Annotated in this window: 25 protein-coding genes and 2 pseudogenes; 15 read left to right on the top strand and 12 right to left on the bottom strand. The window is 61.7% G+C overall.

Annotation, left to right across the window (positions count from 1 at the left end; translation table 11 throughout):
* Positions 1-27: 27 nt before the first annotated feature.
* Positions 28-1,194 carry a MinD/ParA family protein gene (locus RHP72_RS05895; protein WP_003945525.1) on the bottom strand — a complete coding sequence of 389 codons (1,167 nt, stop codon included), beginning with the start codon at positions 1,192-1,194 and terminating at the stop codon, positions 28-30.
* A gap of 309 nt (positions 1,195-1,503) precedes the next feature.
* On the bottom strand, positions 1,504-2,211 hold the full coding sequence (locus tag RHP72_RS05890) for a collagen-binding protein (RefSeq protein WP_081557445.1): 708 nt from the start codon (positions 2,209-2,211) through the stop codon (positions 1,504-1,506).
* A 220-nt stretch (positions 2,212-2,431) separates the two neighbouring features.
* On the opposite strand from RHP72_RS05890, the gene RHP72_RS05885 reads away from it, so the two are divergent.
* From RHP72_RS05885 to RHP72_RS05870, 4 genes are all read left to right on the top strand, one after another.
* A complete protein-coding gene (locus RHP72_RS05885; protein WP_007734626.1) occupies positions 2,432-2,962 on the top strand; it encodes a hypothetical protein in 531 nt (176 codons plus the stop codon).
* Positions 2,963-3,070: 108 nt separating this feature from the next.
* On the top strand, positions 3,071-4,501 hold the full coding sequence (locus tag RHP72_RS05880; protein WP_192712012.1) for a PepSY domain-containing protein: 1,431 nt from the start codon (positions 3,071-3,073) through the stop codon (positions 4,499-4,501).
* 25 nt (positions 4,502-4,526) lie between these two features.
* Positions 4,527-5,027, top strand: coding sequence for a copper chaperone PCu(A)C (locus RHP72_RS05875; RefSeq protein WP_003945769.1), 501 nt, complete (start codon positions 4,527-4,529; stop codon positions 5,025-5,027).
* Positions 5,020-6,237 carry a Dyp-type peroxidase gene (locus RHP72_RS05870; RefSeq protein ID WP_003945580.1) on the top strand — a complete coding sequence of 406 codons (1,218 nt, stop codon included), beginning with the start codon at positions 5,020-5,022 and terminating at the stop codon, positions 6,235-6,237. Before RHP72_RS05875 ends, RHP72_RS05870 begins: the two co-directional genes overlap by 8 nt.
* Positions 6,238-6,317: 80 nt before the next feature.
* On the opposite strand, the gene RHP72_RS05865 is transcribed toward RHP72_RS05870, so the two are convergent.
* Both RHP72_RS05865 and RHP72_RS05860 read right to left on the bottom strand, forming a co-directional pair.
* The gene (locus RHP72_RS05865) at positions 6,318-7,454 is read right to left on the bottom strand and encodes a GIY-YIG nuclease family protein (RefSeq protein ID WP_311094455.1); all 1,137 of its coding nucleotides are present in this window, start codon (positions 7,452-7,454) and stop codon (positions 6,318-6,320) included.
* A 45-nt stretch (positions 7,455-7,499) separates the two neighbouring features.
* On the bottom strand, positions 7,500-8,087 hold the full coding sequence (locus RHP72_RS05860; protein ID WP_223304676.1) for a TetR/AcrR family transcriptional regulator: 588 nt from the start codon (positions 8,085-8,087) through the stop codon (positions 7,500-7,502).
* A gap of 178 nt (positions 8,088-8,265) precedes the next feature.
* Here RHP72_RS05860 and RHP72_RS05855 point away from each other — a divergent pair, with 178 nt between their 5' ends.
* The 3 genes from RHP72_RS05855 (at position 8,266) to RHP72_RS05845 (ending at position 11,473) form a co-directional block, all read left to right on the top strand.
* Positions 8,266-9,831 carry a hypothetical protein gene (locus RHP72_RS05855; protein WP_311094454.1) on the top strand — a complete coding sequence of 522 codons (1,566 nt, stop codon included), beginning with the start codon at positions 8,266-8,268 and terminating at the stop codon, positions 9,829-9,831.
* On the top strand, positions 9,828-10,484 hold the full coding sequence (locus tag RHP72_RS05850; protein WP_007734614.1) for a DUF305 domain-containing protein: 657 nt from the start codon (positions 9,828-9,830) through the stop codon (positions 10,482-10,484). Before RHP72_RS05855 ends, RHP72_RS05850 begins: the two co-directional genes overlap by 4 nt.
* A 65-nt stretch (positions 10,485-10,549) precedes the next feature.
* The gene (locus RHP72_RS05845) at positions 10,550-11,473 is read left to right on the top strand and encodes a DUF2797 domain-containing protein (protein WP_311094453.1); all 924 of its coding nucleotides are present in this window, start codon (positions 10,550-10,552) and stop codon (positions 11,471-11,473) included.
* Between the two features lie 7 nt (positions 11,474-11,480).
* On the opposite strand, the gene RHP72_RS05840 is transcribed toward RHP72_RS05845, so the two are convergent.
* Positions 11,481-11,951 (bottom strand): hypothetical protein, encoded by a 471-nt coding sequence (locus RHP72_RS05840; RefSeq protein ID WP_003945723.1) that lies wholly within the window; start codon positions 11,949-11,951, stop codon positions 11,481-11,483.
* A 704-nt stretch (positions 11,952-12,655) separates the two neighbouring features.
* On the opposite strand from RHP72_RS05840, the gene RHP72_RS05835 reads away from it, so the two are divergent.
* From RHP72_RS05835 to RHP72_RS05815, 5 genes are all read left to right on the top strand, one after another.
* Positions 12,656-13,024 (top strand): hypothetical protein, encoded by a 369-nt coding sequence (locus RHP72_RS05835; protein WP_020906454.1) that lies wholly within the window; start codon positions 12,656-12,658, stop codon positions 13,022-13,024.
* A gap of 112 nt (positions 13,025-13,136) precedes the next feature.
* The gene (locus RHP72_RS05830; protein WP_047269305.1) at positions 13,137-13,502 is read left to right on the top strand and encodes a pyridoxamine 5'-phosphate oxidase family protein; all 366 of its coding nucleotides are present in this window, start codon (positions 13,137-13,139) and stop codon (positions 13,500-13,502) included.
* A 78-nt stretch (positions 13,503-13,580) separates the two neighbouring features.
* Positions 13,581-13,919: a hypothetical protein gene (locus RHP72_RS29390; RefSeq protein WP_230691590.1), complete on the top strand. Its 339-nt coding sequence runs from the start codon at positions 13,581-13,583 to the stop codon at positions 13,917-13,919.
* Positions 13,920-14,207: 288 nt separating this feature from the next.
* Positions 14,208-14,732, top strand: a complete 525-nt coding sequence (locus tag RHP72_RS05820; protein ID WP_397517606.1) for a hypothetical protein — start codon at positions 14,208-14,210, stop codon at positions 14,730-14,732.
* A complete protein-coding gene (locus RHP72_RS05815) occupies positions 14,732-15,499 on the top strand; it encodes an HNH endonuclease family protein (protein ID WP_021334716.1) in 768 nt (255 codons plus the stop codon). Before RHP72_RS05820 ends, RHP72_RS05815 begins: the two co-directional genes overlap by 1 nt.
* A gap of 31 nt (positions 15,500-15,530) precedes the next feature.
* Here RHP72_RS05815 and RHP72_RS05810 read toward each other — a convergent pair whose 3' ends face one another.
* From RHP72_RS05810 to RHP72_RS05800, 3 genes are read right to left on the bottom strand one after another with little or no spacing between them, the layout of a single operon-like run.
* On the bottom strand, positions 15,531-15,929 hold the full coding sequence (locus tag RHP72_RS05810) for a DUF6262 family protein (protein ID WP_021334717.1): 399 nt from the start codon (positions 15,927-15,929) through the stop codon (positions 15,531-15,533).
* Positions 15,930-15,947: 18 nt separating this feature from the next.
* Complete coding sequence (locus RHP72_RS05805; RefSeq protein WP_080656790.1) at positions 15,948-18,107, bottom strand: site-specific integrase; 2,160 nt, start codon at positions 18,105-18,107, stop codon at positions 15,948-15,950.
* Positions 18,100-19,275 carry a tyrosine-type recombinase/integrase gene (locus tag RHP72_RS05800; protein ID WP_021334719.1) on the bottom strand — a complete coding sequence of 392 codons (1,176 nt, stop codon included), beginning with the start codon at positions 19,273-19,275 and terminating at the stop codon, positions 18,100-18,102. Before RHP72_RS05800 ends, RHP72_RS05805 begins: the two co-directional genes overlap by 8 nt.
* Before the next feature lie 192 nt (positions 19,276-19,467).
* On the opposite strand from RHP72_RS05800, the pseudogene RHP72_RS05795 reads away from it, so the two are divergent.
* Positions 19,468-19,743: pseudogene (locus RHP72_RS05795) on the top strand (HNH endonuclease family protein); the annotation flags it as partial.
* Between the two features lie 43 nt (positions 19,744-19,786).
* Here the strand turns inward: RHP72_RS05795 and RHP72_RS05790 are convergent.
* Genes RHP72_RS05790 through RHP72_RS05780 form a run of 3 tightly spaced genes read right to left on the bottom strand, consistent with a single transcriptional unit; the run spans position 19,787 to position 23,693 of the window.
* Positions 19,787-20,386, bottom strand: coding sequence for a DUF6262 family protein (locus RHP72_RS05790; protein WP_047269065.1), 600 nt, complete (start codon positions 20,384-20,386; stop codon positions 19,787-19,789).
* Positions 20,383-22,590, bottom strand: a complete 2,208-nt coding sequence (locus tag RHP72_RS05785) for a site-specific integrase (RefSeq protein ID WP_058037609.1) — start codon at positions 22,588-22,590, stop codon at positions 20,383-20,385. Before RHP72_RS05785 ends, RHP72_RS05790 begins: the two co-directional genes overlap by 4 nt.
* Positions 22,587-23,693: a tyrosine-type recombinase/integrase gene (locus RHP72_RS05780; protein WP_047269064.1), complete on the bottom strand. Its 1,107-nt coding sequence runs from the start codon at positions 23,691-23,693 to the stop codon at positions 22,587-22,589. Before RHP72_RS05780 ends, RHP72_RS05785 begins: the two co-directional genes overlap by 4 nt.
* Before the next feature lie 116 nt (positions 23,694-23,809).
* Between RHP72_RS05780 and RHP72_RS05775 the strand changes: the two are divergent.
* Both RHP72_RS05775 and RHP72_RS05770 read left to right on the top strand, forming a co-directional pair.
* Positions 23,810-23,980: pseudogene (locus RHP72_RS05775) on the top strand (HNH endonuclease); the annotation flags it as partial.
* An 80-nt stretch (positions 23,981-24,060) separates the two neighbouring features.
* A complete protein-coding gene (locus RHP72_RS05770) occupies positions 24,061-24,828 on the top strand; it encodes an HNH endonuclease family protein (RefSeq protein WP_021334716.1) in 768 nt (255 codons plus the stop codon).
* Between the two features lie 31 nt (positions 24,829-24,859).
* Here RHP72_RS05770 and RHP72_RS05765 read toward each other — a convergent pair whose 3' ends face one another.
* A complete protein-coding gene (locus RHP72_RS05765) occupies positions 24,860-25,258 on the bottom strand; it encodes a DUF6262 family protein (protein WP_021334717.1) in 399 nt (132 codons plus the stop codon).
* Positions 25,259-25,266 lie beyond the last annotated feature (8 nt).

Here is a 25,266-nt window from a genome sequence, read left to right as displayed (position 1 = left end):
CTGATCAGATTCGGTGGCGAGCACGTTCTATCGAGAAGCGTGCTTGCCCACCGAGTCCGGGAAACCATCGGCAATTGCTGCGACGAGTTCCAGATATGCCCGTGCCGTGCGCTTGTTCAACAACTTCAAGTCGATCGGACCGCCTTCGCCCAGGTGATCGTCGTAGGGCAACGTCTTGACCGCTCGCACTCCACGCTGAGCGAAAACGTCCTCGAGTTGATCGAGGTCGAGCGAAGACGAACCCGGCCGCGTCGAATTGATCGCCACGACCGACCTGCTCACCAGATCTGCGTATCCGTGCTTGGTCAGCCAACTGAGCGTTGCTGCAGCACTACGGGCACCATCCTGAGCTGTCGGGCTGACGACAACCAAAGCATCTGCTTCGTCGAGAATTCCGTACATGGCCGAGTGCATGATTCCGGTGCCACAGTCGGTGATGACGATGTTGTAATGCACCTCGAGAATTCGGAGAGTATCGAGGTAGTCCTGCTCGTTGAACGACTCCGAAGTTTCCGGATCTGCCTCACTCGCAAGGATTTCGAGTCGGCTGTCGCCTTGCGAGGTGTAGTAACGAACATCGCTGTACGTACGAATGTCACCGTCGGCCAACAGATCACGAACGGTCAGGTGATGTTCACGTCGTTCGCGATCAGCCAGAGTCCCCAGGTCGGGATTGGCGTCGATGGCTACGATTCGATCCCCACGGATCGATGCGAACGTCGAACCGACAGTTTTGGCCGCCGTGGTTTTCCCCACTCCACCCTTGAGTGAGATGAAAGCAATCTTGTACACGCCGCGCACCGTTCGGTTGGCACGGCGCACGAGAGCCTGGTGTTCGAGTTCGGCAGCCGACTGCCCAGTGTTGATCCGGCCCCCGGTGAGTTTGAACAACACACTGCCCAAACCGCGTTCGGGTGGACGCTTCGCCCGCTTGATGATGTCCAGGTCGTCGACGGAGGTCATTGGCCTGGGCGTCGAGGTCCGAAAATCAGTCGGCTCTTCACGACGTTGCTGGCGCATCCGCTGACTGGGCAACGGTTTTGCTGCAGGCTCGTCGAATTGTGGTGTGAAGGTGACGGTTCGAATCGACGTTGCATAGCCGTCGTCGGACGCGTCGAAATGGCCGTCGCCCTGAGTCGTTCCGGAGTTGTTCCCCAGGACTCCGTTATTCGAACCGTTGTTATCGCTGCGCACCGTTTTCCTAGGTCGAGTTCGGAATCATTTCGGACATAGCCTCTCGGACGCTATCACTCTGGCGGGCTTGCCGTTCTCTGCTCAATACCGTCGTGGCACAACAGACCGTTACACCCGCACTTCGATGACTTTGGTCCCCACGCCTGTGCCGATCTCAGCAAATACGAACGTCGTAACGATATGCGGCACAGATATCTTCATCTGCCGCCAGAAACAGCCTTCCGCAATGTCAGGGCAAATCCCTTGGTAACAAACGAGAAAAGGGAGGGTGATCGCCTCGGCGATCACCCTCCCCTTATGGACAAGTGTTCAGCTGCTGCAGAATTCCGAACTACCGAGACTTCCGAAAATCGTCGACAGATCCACACTTCCGAACGAACTGCCCGTATCGCAGCCGTCGGCAGTGAGCGCGAAGTCGACACCGGTGACGTCATTCGTGCTCAGATTCACCGGAATTACTGCTGGATCGGCACCGCATCCGCTGCCGGGAACCACTTCTACGGAATAGCCGTCCTTGGCCGGCTTGTACTGAAAGAAGTAGTCACCGGAATCATCCGTCGTTGTCGTCGCGATTTGCGTGCCGGCATCGAGGAGATTCAACGTCACGTCAGACGCCCCGACCCCGTCAGCACCCGGACACCCAGTGACAGTTCCGACGATGCTGAACACCTTCACCAACTCGAAGTCGATCCCGGTCGCGTCGGACGTCGTCAGATCTACCGCCGTCCTGTCGGGTACGGATCCGCATCCAGCCGGCGAGTATGGACTGACCGTGTAATTGCCCGGAGGAACGTTCGTGATCGTGTATGCGCCACCCACCCCGACAGTGGCCGAGGATATCTGCGTCGAGCCATCCCATACGACCATCCATATCCCGCCCGGATCGCCAGTATCGCTACACGAGTTGACAAGGGTGCCCGACACGGAGCGTGTGACCGGGTCCGCCGAGGCCACCGAGGACAGGAAGAGACCGAACGCACCCATCAGGGCGAATATCGCAAAGAATCGACGCCTCATGAAACTCTCCTATGTGTTTGCCCTGCCGTCGACCCGTTGCCGGCGACCAGAGCCAAGTCTGGCACCGGAAAATGACCGTCACGTTTGTTTCACCCGGTCCTCGGCAAAGTTTGGCGAATCGGACAAATCCCCCACCTAATGCGTTCGTCGGTCGGCCACCGAAACGATCCCGACCGATCACCTACTAAGCCCGGTAGTAGGCGCCTGTATCCTTTCGCGTATGACGCCGGGTCCGAAAGATGTCGCGCAGCTGCGCGGCGCTTTCGTGGGCGGCACCTCCGGCGCGGTTTCCGTCGCAGCCCACGCGCTCGGTGGTGGCGGCATGGCCCCGTCCGAAAGCGCTGTCGTGTTGCTGATCCTCGCCTGCGCGAGCGTCGGCGCGGTGGTCACGTCCATCGACACCCGTCGCTCCCCCGCGCTCTTGCTCGCCCTCATGCTCGCTGCGGGTCAGGCCATCGGTCACGCGACATTGACCATCGCTTCGGATCATCAACACGGCCTGCTCCTGTCCCTTCCGATGCTCGCGGCACACATCGCTGCCGTCGGAGTGTGCGCAGTGCTTATCCGCGGCGCAGAACGCGGATACGTCGTGGCCGCATCGACGGTAGCGGCAATCGTCGCCGTTCTATTGCGCCCGTGGGCAGCTGAACCGTCACCGTTCGCTGCACGTACTCGATACCGCGCCAAAGTTGTTCTACGTCAACTTCTCACCTCAGGCCTGGGCACTCGCGGCCCACCGGCATTCGTGTAACTCACCTCCCCTTTCCTTTCACGCACGTGATTACGTGCGCCACTTTGCTGTGCGCCTTTATTAACCGCCCGCGGTTAACAAAGGCGCACGGCGGGATCGAGTACACGCATGTCCGCACCCGAATTGGAGCGCGCACAGACGCGCGCGTCCAACGACAGTTCTCCGCCGAAGAAGCAGGTTGGCGGCGCCAGACCACTGATCCTGCGTCTGCACTTCTACGCCGGCGTCCTGATCGGACCGTTCATCCTCATCGCCGCTTTGAGCGGCGGCCTCTACGCGATGGCACCCACCATCGAGAAGTTCGTTTACAGCGACTACCTCCAGACCGACACCACCGGACAGATCGCGTCACTGAACGATCAGATCCGTTCCGCTCAGCAGTACCGCCCCGACTTGACGGTCTCGGCAGTACGTCCGTCCCCTGCTGCCGGCGAAACCACCCGAGTCCTGTTCACCGATCCGTCGCTGGGCGAATCGGAGAGGCTCGCCGTCTTCGTCGATCCGGTACTCGCACAGCCGGTCGGCGAGTTGGCGGTCTACGGAAGCAGTGGTTCGCTGCCGCTGCGAACCTGGATCTCCCAACTGCATCGCCACCTTCATCTGGGCGAACCCGGCCGCCTCTACAGCGAATTGGCCGCGTCGTGGATGTGGGTGGTCGCACTCGGCGGTGTCTACCTCTGGTTCCGTCGTTACCGCACCGCCCGGAACGCTCGACTGCTCACGATCGACCGAGCATCCACCGGACGAAGCCGGACCCTGAACTGGCACGGTGTCGTCGGCATCTGGATAGCAGTTGCATTGGTCTTCCTCTCGGCGACCGGCCTCACGTGGTCGACCTACGCCGGAGAGAACGTCAGCAATCTGAGAACCGCGTTGAGTTGGACGACGCCCTCAGTTGTGAAAACTCTCGGCGACGCTCCCCCTCCGGCGACAGGCGGGCACGAGGGTCACGACATGGCCCCCGCCGCCACCGGCACGCTGACGGACACCAACGTCGGACGCGTCGACACCGTCCTCGGTATCGCCAGGTACAACGGGATCACCGGTCCTGTCGAAGTATCGATACCCGCGAACGCCGAGACGGCGTTCACCGTCGCCCAGACACGTCAGCCCTGGGTGTACAGCAACAACACCATCGCAATCGACGGAGCGACGCAAAAGGTCACCGACGAGTTGTGGTTCTCGGATTGGCCACTCGCAGCCAAACTTTCGGCCTGGGGAATCCAACTCCACATGGGCCTGCTGTTCGGTCTTGCCAACCAGATCGCACTCGCCGCACTGGCACTCGCACTGGTCAGCGTGGTCATTCGGGGCTACATCATGTGGTGGCGCCGACGCCCCACTCGTGGCCCCGACTGGGCAGTCGGCCGGGTTCCTGCCCGCGGCGGAATCCGCAACCTCTCCCCGGTCGGCCTCGTTGCTCTCGTCGCGATCACGGCGTTGGTCGGCTGGTTCGTTCCGCTACTCGGCATCAGCCTTCTCGCATTCCTGCTGATCGACCTGTGCATTGCGGCGTTCAAACGCCGTGCCACCACCTGACACTTCACGAATTACGGAGACACACATGACTGTTCGCACAAAGATATTCGCAGCTGTTGCACTGTCCGCAGCTCTCGCCCTGACCGGCTGTTCTTCCAACTCCGACAAGGAAACCGAAGCTGCACAATCCATCACAGTTCAGGATCAATGGGTCAAGGCCGCGCCGGAAGGAATGAGCGCGGCGTTCGCCGAACTCGTCAACTCCAGTGACAAGGACGTACGCGTGGTCTCGGCCACCAGCCCCGCGTCGTCTCGACTCGAACTGCACGAAGTCGTGACCGGCGACGGCGGAACGATGACGATGCGTCCCAAGGACGGCGGTTTCCTGGTCCCTGCCAACGGGTCCGCCTCCCTCACCCCGGGCGGTGACCACCTCATGTTCATGGACCTGTCCGCGCCGCTGCTCCCAGGCGCAGAAACCGACCTCACCTTGATCTACGACGACGGTTCCAGCACCACGTTCACAGCCCAGATTCGCGACTTCTCCGGTAATCAGGAGAACTACGACCCGAATCACGGTGGCTGAGAACACGAACCCGCCCAGCCGAGCACTCAGCCGGCGGCGCCTTCTCGGAGGAGGCGCCGCCGCGCTCGGCGTCGCGGGAATAACTTGGGGCGCAACCACAGTGGTGGAGCGCAGCGAACACGAGCAGCAAGCAGGCAAGCTGGTGGAACCGTTCTACGGCGTCCACCAAGCTGGGATCGCCACCACTCCGCAAGCGCACGGCACGTTCATCGGGTTCGACCTCTTGCCTGGAACCGATCGAGCAGTCGTCGTCGGAATCATGAAGATGTGGTCCGAGGATGCGTCACGGCTCACCGCGGGCAACCCGGCGTTGGCGGACACCGAACGGGAACTGGCCGTGGATCCGGCACGCTTGACAGTGACCGTCGGCTACGGCCCTGGCCTGTTCACCAAGCTGGGATTGCAAGCACGTCAACCGGACTGGTTCGAGCCGTTGCCGAGCTACGCGATCGACCGACTTGACGATCGATGGGGCGGATCGGACCTGTTGTTGCAGATTTGTGGCGACGATCCGGTGACCATTGCTCATGCTGTGCGAGTTCTGACCAAGAACGTCCGATCACTGACGACCATCCGGTGGACGCAAAAGGGATTCCGCAACGCTCGCGGCACCACGCCTGAGGGAACCACGATGCGCAATCTCATGGGCCAAGTGGACGGGACCGTCAATCCTGCTCCGGGAACAGTGGATTTCGATTCACTGATCTGGCACGACGGCGCGGGTCAGTCGTGGCTGGCGGGCGGAACCTCGTTGGTACTGCGACGCATTCGCATGGAAATGGATACCTGGGACGAACTCGACCGTTCGGGGCGCGAACTCACGATGGGGCGCACGTTGTCCAATGGCGCTCCGCTCAACGGAACCAACGAATTCGACGAAGCGGATTTCACACTCACGGACAAGTTCGGGATTCCGGTGATCCCGCCAGGATCACACATCGCGCGAGCCCACCAGACGCATGAGAAGGAGCAGTTCTTCCGTCGGGCATACAACTACGACGACGCACCCGAGAGCGGGCAGACCTCGAATTCGGGATTGATCTTCGCAGCATTCCAACGGGACATCGCCGAGCAATATCTACCGGTCCAACAGCGATTGAGTGACTTCGACGCACTCAACGAGTGGACGACGCCGATCGGTTCTGCGGTGTATCTCATTCCGCCGGGATGCACCGAGAACGACTATCTGGGAAGCGGATTGCTCGGCTAACAACCCCGGGCAACGATATTGTGGGGGCGGGATCCGAACGGATCCCGCCCCCACAATGACTTCTACCTGAAGTTGTTGCGTTACTTGGACTTACGAGGTCCCGGCATGACCGCACCTGGACGGGCGGCAGTCAACCTCGTGACCCACCCACTGGCGGGCCACTTCTTCAGGCCGACGTTGTGTGGGGTGACCTCGGTTCCGACGTACTTGGCAGCAAGCTCGTCGTCGACGGTTCCGTTGAACCGCCACAGTTGGCTTCCGTCGGCATTGCGGGTGGACACCTCCCATGACTGAGCACGGAAGGCACCACGAATGATGCTGTCGGCAAACACCAGAACGGGAATTCCGATCTCGGCACGAACAGCCGCACCGGCAGACCACTCGGCGCGCGCGAGTTCGTAGATCTCTTCCGGCGTTGCTCCCGGACGGGCGGAGGCCGGTACGTGGAGGACGATGCTCGGCGTCGGGAGTTCCGGCGCGGGATCAGCCGAGTAGCGCAATGCGAGTTCCTCGACGCGGGTCGCACGGGCGTCCTTGTCCGAGGTATCGCCTGCGAGATTGGTCAGACCCTCTCCCGCGTCGGTGATCCGCAAGGCTTCCACGATGCCTCGGACGACCTCATCGGTAGTGGCGGCCGAATCCGTGGCGGCAGAGACCGAGCGGAGGAGTACGAAGTGCTCCACCGCCGAACCTGCGTCGTAGATCTCGCGGATCCGAGCGATCTTGGCTGCCGTCACAGCACCATTCGACTCGGCCGGAGCGTCCGCTCCTTCGAGGTTCGCGAGTTCACCGAGCGCTTCGAACACCGGCGCGAATACTTGATTTCCCGTGCCGTGCCCGACATGGAACACCTGGTCGTTACGCGGGTCACGCAAAGCAAAGACATACTGCCCCAGCCTCTTCCCGACCTTCTCGGAGAACGGCTGCGGAGCGGGCTTCCTGACGACGACCTCGGTGGACAGAGTGCGCATCACGGCCAGACGTAGTGCGTCTGGCACGCTGGTGGAACCGGCAGCACCGGAAAAGATTGCCGCCGAAGCAGCGCTGATCGAGGTGAACGTGCGGCCGACTTGCTTCTCGAGAGAGGCAGAGACCGTACCGACCGCAGTCAGTTTTGCATCGAGGGTGCCGTCACCCTCGACAAGGAACTCCTTGATCAACGGAGCAACGAGCAAGGTGGAGCCGATAGCGCGAGGAACTGTCCAGACAATAGCCATGCCACGAGCCTAGGCGATCACCTCGAGGCGCGAGGCGAACGCGACTCAGCCCGCCGCTGCCGGCCCGGCCAGTCCCTGCACAAGTAGGTTCCAGGCCGAGTGCGCGACTTCTTTTCGCGAGCTCTCGGCAGTCCGTTCCATGATCGCGGCGAACATCGCGATCGCCAGAATCACGTCCTCAGCAGTCACGGACTCGCGTATCTTCCCAGCTCGACGCGCCTCCTCGAGGCGTCCTTCGAGGAGATCGGTCAGGCGGGTGCCTGCCGAATTCAGTCGTGAGTCGCCGAAGGAGACGGGCTTGATGACCTCCACGAACACGATGGAGGTGGTGATCTGGTCTACCAACAATCGAAAAAGATCGTCGAGAGTCGAATCCGGATCGGCAGCCATATCTTGCAGCTCGACGATGTTCTCGTCGAACACCGCGAGTGCGAGGCTTTCGCGAGTGGGAAAGTGCCGGTAGAGGCTGCCCTGACCGACGCCGGCCGTGCGGGCGATCAGGCTGAGCGGAGCAGCAAAACCCTGAGTGGCGAACACCTCACGAGCTGCTGAGACGAGTGCCGCACGATTGCGCGCCGCATCTCTCGGCCCTCTGTTGAGAGATCCGCTATTGACGCGGCCAGACGATGTCACGCACACTACGATACCAACCGGACAGCATTGTCCGGTTGGTTGCGGCCCGACACCGGTTCACACCCCGACCCGATCGTCGTGAGCGCTCGAACACGCGCCTGCCCTCCGTGCTGCCTGTCCGTGAGATACGTCTGCCCGTGAGATACGAAAGGCAATCCCGCACCGGGAGTTGGACTCGATGAAATCGTTCACGACCATCAGAACCAGATCTGCCATCGCACTCGTCGCCTTGATCACCGTCCTTCCCGTGTGCGTCGCGTCGGCTGAGCCCGCCACTGCCCCGGGCTCGATCCACGAGAACCCGGGTGTCGCTTCCACCGCCGCAAGCCGCGCCGAATGCGGCCCGGGATCGATGCCCGAGACCGGGTTGCAGGGTGATGTTCCGGCCGAGGACCGAAACAGCGGACGCAGCCGAGACGGCTACAGCTGCAACATGTCTCAGATCGGCGGCTACTCGGGTCGCGGCGGCGGGATCACGTCCACCAACTTCGAACACTGCTCGTGCGTCGGCAGTTTCTTCCCCGGGAACCTCCTGGGCCCCGCCCAGGGCGTCCAAGTTCTCGACGTATCGGATCCTGCCAATCCTGCTCTCACCGCCACGCTGACCGAACCCGCGATGCTGGCCGGAACGTGGGAGAGCCTCAAGGTCAACACCGCGCGAAAGCTGCTGGTGGGCACGGGCGTTCCGCTCTTGACCGGCGTCGGCCTGATGTCGGTCTACGACATCTCCGATTGCGCGCACCCGAAACTACTCAACCCCGGACCAGGAACCGATCTGGGGATGCTGCTGCCCATCACCAATCACGAGGGAGGATTTTCACCGGACGGGAACACCTACTGGTCTTCCGGCACCGCTCCCGGCGTGGTGAGCGCCGTCGATCTCACCGATCCCGCCAACCCGCGCGTCGTCTGGCAGGACCTCATCGGGTTGTCGACGCACGGCTTCGGAATCAGTCCCGACGGAAATCGCATGTACTTGTCGAACAATCTCGGCGGAATACATGTCCTCGACATCAGTGAGGTTCAGCGCCGCGTCCCGAATCCTCGGGTGCGCCAACTGTCCCAGCTCTCGTGGACCGACGGGTGGGCCACCCAACACAGCATTCCGGTCACCTACGACGGTTCGCCGTACCTGTTCACCGTCGACGAAGGTGGTTCCGGCGGAGTCAAATTGATCGACGTCTCCGATGACGACGAACCGTCGGTCGTCAATTCAGTGAAGCTCGAAATCAATCTGCCGGAGAATCAAGACGCTGCGCTGGCGTCTGCTGCCGGCGGATCGCTGTTCGCGTACGAATCTCACTACTGTTCGGCAGATCGCCCGGTCGACCCGACGGCGCTGGCATGTGGATGGATCTCGAGCGGGATTCGGGTCTTCGATGTTCGAGATCCCTTCGACGTCCACGAAATTGCGTACTTCAACCCACCTGCTCGGACCGGCGGCAATCTCGAACTCGCCAACTCGCCACACGCTCTCGCGTCGCTCATCGGGGTACCCGTTCTCAGCACCCCGGCAATCGCGCAGTCGATCGCGCAGGGCCAGTTCGACCCCGGCCAAGCACTGAGTTCGCGGTCGGGCATGGTCGCTCTCGGCGACATCTCGACCGATTGGTGCTTCTCCCCGCCCGAATGGCGCGGGACCACGTTGTGGGCGACGTGCGCCGACAACGGCTTTGTTGCCATGCAACTCGAAAACGGTGTCTACACACCACCGGCTGACCAGAAGACGACCGTGGGATCATGACGGCACCGCGAGCGGTCAAAGCCGTCGCACTCGTGGCTGCAGCACTGATGCTGCTCGTACTCGGCGCAGCACTACGTCCGCTGTTCGCACCCGAGAACCACACGCAGAGAGCTGTTCTGAGCGAAACCGAAATCGGATTCGTGCACGACATGGCGGCCCACCATCAACAGGCCCTCTTCATTCTCGCGCGTCTGAGTCCCGATGTGGACCCGGCGGTGACGAGACTGGCCCAGCAGATCGACGATGTTCAACGAACGGAAATCGGTGTCATGCTCGGTTGGCTGAGGTTGGCCGGTGTCCCGCCGAACAGTAGAACGCCGATGGCGTGGATGGAGGCGTCGCCGAGCGGCGCCGGCGACTCTCGTCATCACCCGGCAACGCTGGACACCGAGACCGACTCCATGCCGGGTATGGCTACGACCGAAGAACTCGAGAAACTGAGCAGCGCTCGCGGGCTCGACGCCGAGGTCCTTTTCCTTCAACTGATGGAACGCCACCACCGTGGCGGGATCGCCATGGCGCAGGCCGCCGATGCCCTGCTCGAGAGCGGGCCGGTGAAACAGTCCGCCCGCGACATGATCAACACCCAGAGTCAGGAATCCGGGCTGATGACACTGATGCTCGAACAACGTGGGGCACAACCACTGCACTGACCCGCATGTCCAGTGACTACCATAGGTGTCGACCTGCGAACTACAGAAGGAATCGACACTTCATCATGACCCTGCTTGTTCGCGGAATCGATTGGTCGAACCCGACAGCACCGCGGATCCGATGCGTCGACGACACCACTTCCGCTACGACCTTCTTCACTCACGACTCGGTGCTGCGATTCTCCGTCGACGAGACGAAGGGCCGCCGCTGCCTCGGCTGGCGAGATCTCACCGCCGAAGGTCCAAGACACTCGCCGTGCGACCGCGGGGCGACGGTCACCGCAGGACGCCAATGCGACCGATGCCGAAATCGTGAGGGGTTCACCACGGTTCATCAGGCACACGTCAGCGGCGCGCACATTCATCCGAATGTGCGTACCTACCTCGCACAACCACAATGGCTCTACGTCGACGTATTCGCCGGCGGCCAGATGAAGGTGGGGACGGCGTCCGAGTTCCGCAAGCATCCGCGAGTCGCCGAACAAGGGGCAGTCTGCGCATTGTTCGTAGCGCGGTCGACGGACGGTTACAGCATTCGCGCCCTCGAAGCCCGAGTTTCGGAGCACTTCCACTTGAGCCAGGCAATACGTACGTCTCGGAAGATCGAAGCGTTGACAGGTCCCTTGGATCGAGAGAAACTACGAAAGTCGTTGCACCACTTCGTATCGTCGATCAAAGACGAGCTGAATGACATCGGATCGGACATCGACGGAATCGAGATCCTGGAGGCTCCCGAAGAATGGACGGCGCCGGCGTGCGCTGACGTGGTCTTCGATGCGGCACCGTTGATCGCGTATCCGCACACTTTCGAGTCCGGGGAACATTCCTTGTATCTGGAGGGCCTTGCCGGTTCGATCGCCTCGCTGCGGATCGACCCCGATCCTGAATCGCCACGCTTCGTCGCGGATGTGTCCGGACTGGTCGGTCGAACCATCACCGTCGGCGAGTTCGAGTCCCCTGGCGTGGCGATTCAGGAATCGTTGTTCTGAAAGTAGGTCAGCAACTTCCCGCGGTCGCTGCGGCGAATCCGCGAGTGACCTCGGCCTGCTCGTCGGCAGACAGGCTCGACCATTCGGGATAAGCCTGGATGGAGGTCAGCATGTCGTTTGCCAATGATTCACGCGTCATGCCCATTTCCTCTCCGGACTCGTCGATGGCCGGCTGGTATGCGTCGAGGTACCGGAGAACGTCGGAGCACGCCTGCGCGTAGGTCCGTGGCAGCGCCGAACTCACATTCGGGTCGGACGGGACCTCAGCCGGAGCACTCGAGTCGACCGAAGGGGTCTCGGTAGGTATTTCCGACGACGTCGCCGGAGCCTCGGATGACGTCGTCGACGTCGCCGTGGTGGTCGCCGAAGCAGAGGAAGTGAGTGTTCCGACCTCGGTCGGCTTGTCTCCGTCAGAACCGCAGGCAACCAGCGCCACCAGCGAGCAGGCACCGATGAACCCGGTGATCGTTTTCTTCATCCCTCAAGGATGCCAGAGGGCCACTGGCGCTCGAACGGACCGGCGTCGCCCGTCAGCGCCAATTGCCCGAGCATCCTGCCGAATCCGAGCGCCTCGCCCTCCCGACTGCGGGATTGGACTGTATGCCCCGTTCGCGAACCCATGCTACGGTGACTTAACTGCAAAATAACTACGGGTGGGATTGTCCGGTCTGCCGCGTTCATCCGGAACGCTCCGATCGGAAATAGTTCGTCTATAAGGGGCTGGAACGAGTGGGACTTTTTCGTCGACGAGGTTCCCGCGAGGAAGACGACGATCGCGGGCAAAACCTCGATCGCAGCGACCCCGGGTACGCCGCCTGGTTCGCGAACGTCGCCGACGCGGGTGGTCAGCCGATTCCGTACAAGCGACCGCTGACCGCACCGGTGTATCCGCAACTCCAGCCGCCGGCCCCGGACTACGAGACGGATACGAGACGGCCACTCAACGCACCCGCCGGAGACGGCTGGCTACCCGCAGACCGCATCGACGAATTCGAGTCGTCGAATGGCCGCCCATCTGCACCGAACGGAACGAGCCCACAAATCTCACAAACTGAAAAGTTGCCGCCCGACCCACTCCCGACGCCGCAACCAACGATTCCACCTCGAAATGTACCGATGACTTCACCACCGAAGCATCACCTGGAGTCGCCCCGCGCGACTCGGCCCTACCAAGGAGAAGCAATGAGCAACATCGACAAGATCCTCGGCGAACTGATGCGCATCGACGGTGCCAGCGGTGCAGCCGTCGTCGACGCCGACAGCGGAATGGTTCTCGGCATGAGCGGCAACCCGTCATTCAGCCTCGAGTACGCCGGCGCCGGCAACTCCGAGGTTGTGCGAGCAAAGCTCCGCACGATGAGTAACTTGGGGATTACCGACACCCTGGAAGACATCCTGATCACCCTGAGCAACCAGTACCACCTCATTCGCGTCCTCGAGACGCCCGGACTGTCGACGCTGTTCGTGTACCTCGTTTTGGACCGTGCGCGTGCGAACCTGGCGCTGGCCCGCCACAAGCTGGGCGAACAGACCCCCAAGATCGAGATCTGACGCTTCCACTCCCTTCCCGACAATGCCCGGTCCTCGCCAACGGCGAGGGCCGGGCATTGTTCGTTCCGAACACTCGATTGGTGAACCTCGCGCCGGCGCCGATACTGGGACCGTGACTATCGCGGATGCTCCTTGCGTGTGGTTGACCACCCTCCGAAGCGACGGCTCGCCGCACACGACTCCGGTCTGGTTCTTACTGCATCAGAACACATTCTGGATACCGAGCGCTGAGCAGAATCGTAAGGTTCGGAACCTGCTGGACGATCCTCGGGTCTCGTTGGCAGTCGACGGATCCGCTGGCGACCCGTGGGTCGCACAGGGCCTCGCGACAATTCATCACGATGTCGGCGAATTCGTCGACCTCCTGAGACTTTTCGGCGAGAAGTACGACGGCTGGGATGCCGCAGACGAAACTCGTGACGGTCCGCGGGTCCTCGTCTCGGTCCCGGTGACTCGATGGTTCCTTCGACCAGACTGACAGACAGTGCCGGTTAGGCCCGAATTGTCGTGAATGACATACTTGTAGTTCATCTCTCGCAGAAATGGACTCTCACACATGGCACGCACGGCACATCACAGGCGCGGCATCACCGGCGTCACCATCGGCATTGCTGCCGTGATCGTGCTGGGAGGTTGCGCCAATTCCAACGCCGACGCGCCCGAAACATCTTCTCTCGGTTCGGGAATCGGATCCGGTGTCACCACGACGGTCGTGACCGAAGCCTCGGCTCCTTCGTCCGCCGCAATTGAACTGCTGGCACAGATCCCCGTCAAGGGACGCGCACCCAAGACCGGATACGACCGCGCGCTGTTCGGTACCGCCTGGACCGACGACGTCACCGTCGAATTCGGCCACAACGGCTGCGATACCCGAATTATCTGCACGCAGTTTTGACATATCTCAAAACCTCGCTGGTAGGGGCTCCATCGTTCGATGTCGACGGTGTGAGTTATGTGAGTGACGATGGTCAGGTCGTGTGACGGTCGACCGATTCGACCGCACGGATAGGGACGATGGCATGTTCAATCACGCATGTGGCCGGTTGATTGGGTTCGGTGGATGTGTAGCACGACTGGTCTGATGTCGGGTTTTCCCGACATCATCCTCATGAGTTTTGTTGATAAGAGTGTAGATCCTCTGCACTGCATATGATTTAGGAGTTTCACGTTGCATAGTCGCTTGGTGCGTTCCCGTTCCCTCCTGGTTGCCGTCACTGCCTTGGTCGGGTTGTCGATTTCCGGTTGCAGTACGACGTTGGCGGATGTGATCCCAGCAGGATCGTTGTCTGTGGAGAGCTCTGTCGGTCAGCACGATGTTGATGTGGCTTCTTCCGTTGCGCTGTTGGAGACGCTTCCGGTGAAGGGGCGTGCTCCGAAAACTGGTTACAGCAGAGATCAGTTCGGTCAGGCATGGTCTGATGATGTCGATGTGGAGTTCGGGCATGACGGGTGCGATACGCGCAATAATCTGTTGGCTTCGCGGCTGACTGACGTGGTCTTCAAAGAAGGAAAGAAGCAATGTGTTGTTCTCTCTGGCACGTTGGCTGATCCTTACACTGGAAAGACGATCAATTTTGTTCGGGGACAGGATACTTCGACTGCAGTTCAGATTGACCACCTGTTATCAGCAGCTTTGTCAAGGAGTCTTCCTCTTTCTGCTGGTCACTATGTCGATGACATGCCGCTCACTGCTGTGGTGGCCTTGTGATGCGCCAGCGCGTGACCGGGGTCGCGGCGGTAGCTGCGGCGTTCGTTGTCACTGTGTCTGGTTGCTCGGTCCTTCCCGCTGATGGTGGGTCGGTATTCGCCGCTCCGGTGTCGGGAACTTCTGCGCCTGGTGTGCAGGTCGATGAGGCACTGTCGGCGCTGGATCAGCTTGCGGTGAAGGGGCGTGCGCCGAAGACGGGGTATGCGCGCAGCGAGTTCGGGGTCGCGTGGACTGATACGAACACCGTTATGTGGGGCGGGAACTCGCTGAGTACTCGCGAGGACATATTGTCCCGTGACCTTGTGGACGTCACGTGCAAGGTCCGCTCGGGTGTGGTCTCGCCGCCGTGTGTGGTGCAGTCGGGAGTTCTTCACGATCCGTATACCGGGACGACGGTGAATTTCGTTCGTGGGGAGACGACTTCGCCGCTCGTCCCGATCGAGCATGTCGTCGCTCTTGGTGATTCGTGGCAGAAGGGCGCGCAGCAGTTGTCGGCCGCCGAGCGGATCGATCTGGCGAATGATCCGCTCAATCTCATCGCTACCACGCAGGCTCCGAACTCGGCGAAGAGTGATTCGGATGCCGCATCGTGGCTGCCGCCGAACAAGGCGTTCCGTTGTGCTTATGTGGCCCGTCAGGTCGCGGTCAAACTCCGGTATCGACTGTGGGTGACCCAGGCGGAGAAAGACGCGATCGCCACCGTCCTGTCGACGTGTCCCGGACAGGCGCTTCCCGCCGATGCCGAGGCAGCGGGTCGTGTTTCGTGAACGAGCGGCGAAATCGCTTACCCGCAGGGCGCTAGCCGGAGTCGGTGAATCGTCGCCGCAGCGCGAGGTTCTCGCCGTGGGCGACCGCGAGCGCCGTGCGCAGCTCGCCGACCTCTTCGGCGTGCCGCCGTTTGAGTTCCTTGAGCTGCGAGGACAGTGCTCTGACTGCGGACGGTGCAGACTGCTGTCCGGGTTCGGTCATCTGTTCCGGAGTTGTTCGGCGGTGCGACCGCCTGGTGCGGAGGTCGTTGATCTTCGTGCGCAGGTCGGGCTGGTTGTAGAGGAAGTCGGTGGAGACCTTGGCGCGGCGAGCGACGGCCGCGAAGGTGACCGGCTCGCCTGCATTGCTGAGTGCCAGCAGCGCCGCGTCCGCGCGGGCTCTGGTCTCGGTGTGGCGCGCTCGCGCTGCGGCGGTGAGGTGTTCGGGCACGGGCTGGTTCTCCTTGCTCTAGATGGTGGTTCCGGGGCCGCGAACGGCCTTGTCGGTGGCGGAGACGTCGTTGATCGAGAGCAGGATCCGGTTGAGCGAGTCGACCTCGATTTGGCGGCCGTGCAGCCAGATGTTCGTCTCGTCCATCGGGGCGCCGTACTTCGCGGTGAACACTGCTTGCCGGTGTTCGATCAGGGTTTCCGTGTCGGTGAGTTGGGTCCGCAACTGCGGGGCGTGAGTGGAGTCGGTGACGAATTTCGAGCAGGACAGGCAGGCGTTTCCCTTATCGCACAATTGTTTCGGTGGGAGCGTGCACCAGCCGTTGGGGAGGATGCGGTCGGCTCGCTTGTCGAGCTGGATCAGGTCGTAGAGGTCGGAGCTGTCGATCGAGGCGGTGCGGCCGTCGCGGGTGACTTTCTTGTATCGGAGGAATTCCTCCTCCATGGTCTGAGCGGAGGTCACGGCGTAGTGCAAGGTCATGTCCGGAGAGATGTGTCCGAAGTAGCGCATCACGACGTGCAGCGGCACTCCGGCGTTGATGAGGTTGGTCGCGGCGGTGTGCCGGAAGCGGTGTGTCTTGGAGACCGCGACCTGACGTCCGACGGAGTCTCTGATGTTGAGCAGGCTGGTGAGTCTGCTGAACCGCAGATGCATTGTCGGAAGCGGGTAAGGCTTGTCGCCCAGTCGGTTTCGGGTCGTGCGAAGGAACAGGTATTTTGGCGTGACGTCAGGGTTTCCGAAGTGTGCCATCATTTCTCGGGCGTGCTTTTGTTGGGCTCGGATGATCGTGACGATCTCCTCGTCCACGGGGATCGTGGGTGCGAGGTTCGATTCGATCTTGGTCTGTTGATACCGCATCCGGGCGACGAATCCCGCGCTGTCAGGATCACTGTCTGTGCGCGTGCGCAGGATCGGTTCGAGTGGGTCGAAGTCCATCATCAGCACCTCGTTGGCGCGACGTCCGGTGCGCAGCAGAAGCATCATGATGTGGAAGGCTTGCAGGTCGCCGAGTCCGCCCTCGTTCACGGGCTGTGCGAGCAGGCCGCTGCCTTCGGCGATCTGCGCCATGACATCGTCTTCGAGGACCATGCCGTCTGCCTTGACGTTGGCCAGGCGGGGCTTGTCCTCGGGGCGGAAGAGCACGCAGTGCTCGGGTCGCAGAGTGGCCCAGGCGCTGATGCCGAGTTCGGTGGCGGCTTCGTCCCGGTGGTCATACATGAACTGGTAGAACTGTTCGATCGCGGTCATGATCTGGCGGCGTGGGTTCGTCGCCAGCGGCTTGCCCGCGCGCGCCCCGGACTCGATGCGGTGTGCGAGGAGCAGGTCGCAGAAGCCGCGGATGAAGCCCCGCAGGCGGTGTGGATCGGTTGTCAGGCACGGGCCCTGATCGGCGGTGGTGTCGATGTAGCGTTGCAGCCATTTCAGAGCGTCCAGGCGCGATTTGATCGTGCTCCACGAGTACCTTTCCGTGGTCAGGCCCGCCGAGAGCCAGTACTTCGCTCCCTCGCGCAACCACATGCTGGTCAGGTTGGTGAAGTGCATGGTCGTGCGACCTTGCGGTTCGTGGTCGCGTTGGGGCACCCTCGGGTCGAGGCTGGGGTTCCAGACGTTCAGCTCCCACCACGGGCCGCGGTGATAGGCGTATCCGAGCACGGCGGCCATGTGCCCGAGGCGGTAGGTGCCGCCTTTGAACGCAGACTCGCCGATCTTCTCACCGCGCATCTGAGCCTTCCGTGCGGATCTCACCCACTCGTCCGGCGAACGGTGCAGCAGCGATTGCGCCGACCGGCACTCGTCGTCGTGATGCATCGCGGCGCGCAGCAGGGTGAAGACGGCATTCGTCTCGATGACGCGGACGAAGTGACCCAGCTCGATACGCCGATGAATGATCCAGGCGATTTCCCAGGTCATCGGCTCCGGCAAACCGCGGAAGTTCAGGTAGCAGGAGGTCCAGCCCCCACCGACGTTTACTTCGCGGATCGCCGGTCGGTAGTGCGCCGGCATCGTCTTCTTGTCGAAGTGATCGCTGCGGCATTCTTCGGGCAGAGAGTCCCAGAGCCTGCGGGCGATGGTGAGGTCGAACATGTCCGCTAGTGCCAAGCCCGGATCGATCTGGTGCAGTCTCTTGGGGCTGCGCGACCAGGACGTGATTGCGGGATCTGTTGCTGGGCTAAGCATTCGGATACTCCCATCCGGCGACGTATTCGCGCCAGTTCGCTACCGAGGCCAGCTCGGCGTCCTCGGTGACGTGGCCGTAGATGTTCATCGTGGTCTGCACGCTCGCGTGGCCGAGGCGGCGACTGACGGTGTGGACGGGGCTCCCTGCCAGCAACAGCGCAGTGGCGTGGGTGTGCCGAAACCAGTGCGGTGTCATCAGGTTCGGGAAGTCGTTGTCGCGGTGCTTCATCGAGCGCAGGTGCGCATAGACCGACTCGGTGCGCAGCGGCGCGAACAGCGGGTTCCGCATCACGTTGCAGAAGATGTAGCTGCTGTCCCAATCATCGAGGGCCACATCGGCGCCTCGATCGCACAGCCACCACACGTAGTCGGCGTAGAGCCGATCGAGCCGCGACCCGATGTGGACCTCGCGCTCCCCGGACTTGGCGGACAGGCCGTGCGGGTGCACCCTGCTCACGATCGCGACCCGGGCGCTCTTGCCACCGATCCCGGTGATCCAGTCGCGGTGCTGCAACGAGAGGGCTTCACCGATCCGCATGCCCGATTCCGCCAGGACTGCCCACAGGAACCGATATCGCAGGTCACCTCGCCACTCCTCGAGCACCGGGTCGTAGCTGGCCTCGGCATCTTGGAGGGCGTCGATCGTGGTCGGCGTCAGAACCGGGATGGCCTTGCGGGCGGCGCGGATTCGGATAGTTGCGCGCTTCTGCGGCGCTCGCCTGGCCACGTGCTCGAGGAACGAGAGGTAGCGGCCCGATCGGACCTGGGCTTGCTTCCACAGGAACGGCGCAGCGTCTGTTCCGCTGTCGGCCTGGTAGCGGTAGAAACTCATCACCGCGCGCATGCGGAGGTTCACCGTGCTGTCGCTGAGCGTCGGTCGGGGGCGGAGTTCGCGGACCGGCGAGTCCAGCTCGCCGTAGCGCAGGGCAGAGATGAAGTCGCCGAAGTCGTGCAGCTTCACCGCATCCCACGATGTGCCGGTCACTTCCAGGAACGACCACCACTGGGCCAGGCTCTGTGCGTAGGCGCGGGTCGTGTTCGGCCGGAAGTCGATTTGCCGCCCGTACTCGAGGTATGCCTCGACCGGCTCAACGAGACCGAACGATCTGTCGATCACCGTCCAGGTCGTTGCACCGTCGCTGAGAGTGACACGTTGCGCTGTAGCCATCAGCCCGCTCCCGTTCGCCTGAACTCGAAGCTACGCCCGACCCTGCCTGATTCGATGCACCCGAACGGTGCGTGTCGGCGGTGTCATCGGCGTACCTCGCTGCCTGCAGATAACACCGTCGCCCACATATCCCGAATCCGTGGAAGGAAGCCCAGGATGATGTCAACGGCACTACCTACTAGCTACGGATTACATGTGGTCGCGTTGAGCGATTCGTGGCAGAAGGGTGCGCAACAATTGAGTCTTCAGGAGCGCACGAATCTGGCGAACGATCCCCGAAATCTGATCCCGGTGGATGGACCGACGAACGCGAAGAAGTCTGATTCCGATGCCGCATCCTGGCTTCCCCCGAACAAGGCGTACCGATGCACCTACGTCTCGAAGCAGATCACGGTGAAGTCGGTCTACCGCCTGTGGGTGACTCAAGCAGAGAAGGATGCGATGTCTGCCGTATTGTCCGCGTGTTGATTCACAGTTCCGCGTAGATTCCGATGCTTGCTGGGGTGTGTTCTTATGTGCCGATTGCTTCGATTCGTCGTGCTGGAGAAACGCTTTGAACCATCCTTTTGAGTGAGGCGCGGGCGGCGGTGAGCTCGTCCTGGAGTTCTTCGGTTCGTGTTGTCATGGTGTCGGCGCGTCTGCGTTCGGAGTCGAGGTCCGAGCGCAGCTCGGCTGCTATCTGTTCGAGCTCGTGGATACGGGCGAGCAGTGTGTCGTGCGGCAGGTGTTCGAGTTGGTTGCCGAGTAGTAGTTGCACTTTGGTCTCGAGCTTGGTTCGGTCCGTTCGTAGCGCCCGAACTTCCTCACGCGCCATCAACAGTTCGGCGTGAAGACTGTCCGCCGTAGCGGACGTGCGTCCGGCGCTGCTTCTGGTGGCGGTGTGGGAGTGCTCTTCTGTGGCGCGTTCGACGGCGGTTCGAATTGCTGCGGTGTTGTAGATGAACCATGGAGAAACGCCTGCGCGACGCGCTATTTCGCTGATGTTGATGCGTTCGCCAGCGGATGAGAGGTCGGCGATGACTGTCAGCGTTCTGCGTTGTTTGTCAGCGCTGTCACGTCGACGGGAGGCGATGAGCCGTTGGGTTCGTATGTCACGGTCATCGGCAGTCATCGTTGTTCGTCCTCGTTCGTGTGGGTGGTTACGGACTCGAGCGGTATGAAGGCAGCTGCGGTCCTCGCTTTCCTCAGTTCGCGGGAGGCGTTGTCGATGACCGCGCGTTGGTCTGCGGGCAGGTCGGCAAGCATTGCGTCCATCGACGAGATGACGTCCGTGAACGCGTGAATTTGGGCGTCGAAGTTGGTGATCACCCACGACGCGGAGTCGGTGGCGATTGCAGTTTCTTTGTCTGTGCGCAGCTCTGCGAGATGCTGCTCGATTGCGGGCCGGTAGGACGGGTCCGGTCGGTAGAAGGAGCATCCTGCGCACTGGAATCGGATCGGGCAGTGTTGGCCGCCGGCTTTGATGTTCGAGGGTTCGGTGCAGTTTCCGAAGGGCACGGCCACCGACTGTCGCTCGTACTCCGTTACCGACGTGAATCCCGCCGGTCGTCCGTGCCTGTCGATCGCGAACTTCGAAATCTCCTCGGTGGCTTGGCGTTTACGTTTGAGTGTGACGGAGAAATATCCCATGGTCGTGTCGACGCTGCGGTGATCCATCAATTCGCGTAGGACGTCCACCGGTGTGCCGTTGTCAGCGTGCCGCTGAGCGTAGGAGTGCCGCAATCCGTAAGGAGTGATCATTGATCTGTCGTAGAGAGCTGGGTTTCCGTCATCGTCGAGTCTTTCGTCGACAAGTTCCGGGATTGCATCGATCCAGATGGCGAAGGCCCGGGACCCGAACTGCGCACCGCTCAAGTGCCCGCGGCGAATGTTGTTGCGGGTTCCCGGCGTGGGAAAGAGCCAGTCGCACAGTGTGTCCGGAACAGACAGCGATTGAAGGTGGTCGAGCCATTGGTCGATCACGGTTGCCGTTGCAGTGCTGATCGGCAATCTACGCCCCATTCTGCGACGTTTACGGTTGTCGTAGACGAGTGTGGGCTTGCCGTCGACCCAGTCCAGGCATGAGCGTTTGAGCCCGACGATCTCACTCGGGCGTCGACCGGTGTCCCGGATGATCTGGTAGACCGTCTGATACATCATGGCGTAGTCGTCAGGGTTCCAGCCCGGCGCGGAGTACGTGGAGTGCCTACCCAGCAGCTCGAGGTGTTGATCGAGTTGTGCGATGACATGTTCGGGGATCGTGCGTCCGAAGTCGTCCTCGCTGGTCTCGACCTGGGCAATTGTGTGCGAACGCAGATCGAGTGCGAAGGAGCCGGGGATGTCATCCATTGCGCCCGTGCGGCGTGAGAACTCGAGAAGTCGGCGCCACCACCCGAGCAATGATCGTCGATGGGTGAAGGAATGGGGCTTGCCCTCTCGATCGGCGCTGGTGCGGAAACCCTCGACGACAGCGCTCATGTCACCGTGGTCGAGTAGTTCGGGGTGATCGCCGTTCGTGCGCAGCGAGAGTTGCCGTGAAGCGATTTCGGCGGCATGAACGGTGTGCCGCAGTGTCGTCACGGGTGGGCGTACCTCGCGGCCGAATTGTTTGGTGATCTCTCGAAGCCATCGCTGTCTGATCTCTCGGAAGTCCACAACGCCACCGGCCGCACTGTATCGCCGGTCCGGAGCAGCTTGCAGGCCCACGACGGCAGGTTTCCACACGTCGGCCATGGTGGGATCAGTACCGGAGTACACGACGTGCGCCCGCTGCAGATGTGTGACCAACGACCGGAACACACCACCGGCTGCAGCTCCGAGTGCCTTCTCGAACTGGCGATTTCCGGCGACATCGAGCAGTGAGCGACAATCCGGTGGGAGGTGGGAAACTATGCTGCGGATCCGCATCGGAACCAAGATGATCTGATCACGGTCACGCTGCTGCACTCCGTAAATAATCTCCGCCGCAACAGTGCCGTTCACCTCACTGAGTTCGAAATCGACTTTCGAAAAGGCTTTTTCGTCTCTTCGTGGAACCGAATCGGGGTCGAATGTCCGGTCGAAGAATGAAGGTGAGGTCCCGTTGAGCTTGCGGTGGCGTTCGCACCGCCTGCAACGGCGGTCGAAGATTTCCACGACCGTCATGCATCGGTCGACTCGGCACAGATAGACCGCTGTCATTTCGTTGTCGACGTCTCCGGTGAATACCTGTCGGCGTGAATCCCATTCCGCGACTCGCCATTGCGGGTCGATTCGTTCGATCAACCACGCTTTCCAGGTCTGTTCGTTTCCAGTCGAGAGGGCTCTTGACTCGACGGGTAGAGCGGTGATGCTCATATGCCCACTCTTTCCACTGCCGCCCTCAGGTCCTCCGCGTCGGGGTGTTGATAGATCGCGGTCGATGCTCGGCTCACATGACCGAGCAACGACTGAACCACGTCGATACCGGTGCCGTTGCGCGTCCAGATTGTGGCTGCCGTATGCCGGAACATGTGGGGCCGCAATCGGAAACCGGCACGGTTGCCGATCCTTTCCACAATCTGTTTTGCGTTCGAATACGACATCGGCGAACCGGCGTGATGCCCGAGAAGGTTGACGAACACGAAGTCCGAGGTCATTGCGGTGGGCACGCTGTCTCGTTCGAGAAGGTACTCGCGATACTGAGTGACCACCTCGTCGCTGACCGGTACGACTCGGGATTGTCCTTTAGCGCGGGCACCGTTCGAATTGCCTTCACGCCGAACAACATGAACATGAGGTCCACGTTCCTGGCATCCCAGATGAACCGAGGTCGGAAGGAAATGCAGGTCGCTACGGCGCGAACCCAATGCCTCTCCGATTCGGAGTCCGGAACGAACCAGCAACAGCACCAGAAAACGGTCTCGTTCGGTGTTCGCGGAGTTCAGAGCATGCGAAAACTGTTCTTCAGTAATAATTTCCGGAGGCTTTACGACTTCCGGCGCTTTGAGGGTTCTGGCACGAATCAGCCGATGCTGACCGGATTCACCTTCGTGGAAATCGCGGGGTGCGTAGGCCAGGTACTTGGGCTGGGACAGCCCAGAAACAACATCTGCGGAGACCAATCCACGCATTCCGCAGAACCTGAGGAATTCGACGACAGCGGTCATCACTGCGTTGACCGATCTGCCGGAGCGCAGCCGGTAGTGGACGGTTGGGGTGTGTTCGACGGCGAATTTGAAACGAGTGAGTTCACCTACACGAATCTCGTGCCAATCCAGTCCGCGACCGGCAGTCCAGTTCAAGAACCAACAGACCCGAGGAACGTATGCGCGGATTGTTTGAGGTGACCTTCCGGCGCCTTGCATGAACAGCACCCACTCGGAAGCCTCCGCGACCGGGCGCATGGATTCTTCGTCCACGATCACCCAACCCGACTGCCCCGTCGTCGGTGAAATGACCTTCTCTACAGCACACGACATCGCCACTCCTATGGCTGTCCCACCTGTGGCATAGACGCTATTAGATAACCATGAGGGACAGGGCGACCGACACGCCGTGCCTACCGTGCCTTCATCCTGATGCGGCGCTAGAGATAACTCGCAACGACATCCTGCGGCGTGACCTCACCGACCTGACATTCAAGGACGGCTCCAAAAGCTGCTCGGTCCAAACCGGTACGCTCCGTGACCCGTACACGAACAAGACCATCGCGTTCGCCCGCGGCCAGGACACGTCTTCTGCAGTCCAGATCGATCACCTGTTATCAGCAGCTTTGTCAAGGAGTCTTCCTCTTTCTGCTGGTCACTATGTCGATGACATGCCGCTCACTGCTGTGGTGGCCTTGTGATGCGCCAGCGCGTGACCGGGGTCGCGGCGGTAGCTGCGGCGTTCGTTGTCACTGTGTCTGGTTGCTCGGTCCTTCCCGCTGATGGTGGGTCGGTATTCGCCGCTCCGGTGTCGGGAACTTCTGCGCCTGGTGTGCAGGTCGATGAGGCACTGTCGGCGCTGGATCAGCTTGCGGTGAAGGGGCGTGCGCCGAAGACGGGGTATGCGCGCAGCGAGTTCGGGGTCGCGTGGACTGATACGAACACCGTTATGTGGGGCGGGAACTCGCTGAGTACTCGCGAGGACATATTGTCCCGTGACCTTGTGGACGTCACGTGCAAGGTCCGCTCGGGTGTGGTCTCGCCGCCGTGTGTGGTGCAGTCGGGAGTTCTTCACGATCCGTATACCGGGACGACGGTGAATTTCGTTCGTGGGGAGACGACTTCGCCGCTCGTCCCGATCGAGCATGTCGTCGCTCTTGGTGATTCGTGGCAGAAGGGCGCGCAGCAGTTGTCGGCCGCCGAGCGGATCGATCTGGCGAATGATCCGCTCAATCTCATCGCTACCACGCAGGCTCCGAACTCGGCGAAGAGTGATTCGGATGCCGCATCGTGGCTGCCGCCGAACAAGGCGTTCCGTTGTGCTTATGTGGCCCGTCAGGTCGCGGTCAAACTCCGGTATCGACTGTGGGTGACCCAGGCGGAGAAAGACGCGATCGCCACCGTCCTGTCGACGTGTCCCGGACAGGCGCTTCCCGCCGATGCCGAGGCAGCGGGTCGTGTTTCGTGAACGAGCGGCGAAATCGCTTACCCGCAGGGCGCTAGCCGGAGTCGGTGAATCGTCGCCGCAGCGCGAGGTTCTCGCCGTGGGCGACCGCGAGCGCCGTGCGCAGCTCGCCGACCTCTTCGGCGTGCCGCCGTTTGAGTTCCTTGAGCTGCGAGGACAGTGCTCTGACTGCGGACGGTGCAGACTGCTGTCCGGGTTCGGTCATCTGTTCCGGAGTTGTTCGGCGGTGCGACCGCCTGGTGCGGAGGTCGTTGATCTTCGTGCGCAGGTCGGGCTGGTTGTAGAGGAAGTCGGTGGAGACCTTGGCGCGGCGAGCGACGGCCGCGAAGGTGACCGGCTCGCCTGCATTGCTGAGTGCCAGCAGCGCCGCGTCCGCGCGGGCTCTGGTCTCGGTGTGGCGCGCTCGCGCTGCGGCGGTGAGGTGTTCGGGCACGGGCTGGT

This window comes from Rhodococcus sp. SG20037 (assembly GCF_031763325.1).
GTDB classification, from domain to species: Bacteria; Actinomycetota; Actinomycetes; order Mycobacteriales; family Mycobacteriaceae; genus Rhodococcus_F; species Rhodococcus_F qingshengii.
The sequence above is the reverse complement of the archived record's forward strand: the minus strand, read 5'-3'. Positions and strand labels throughout refer to the sequence as shown.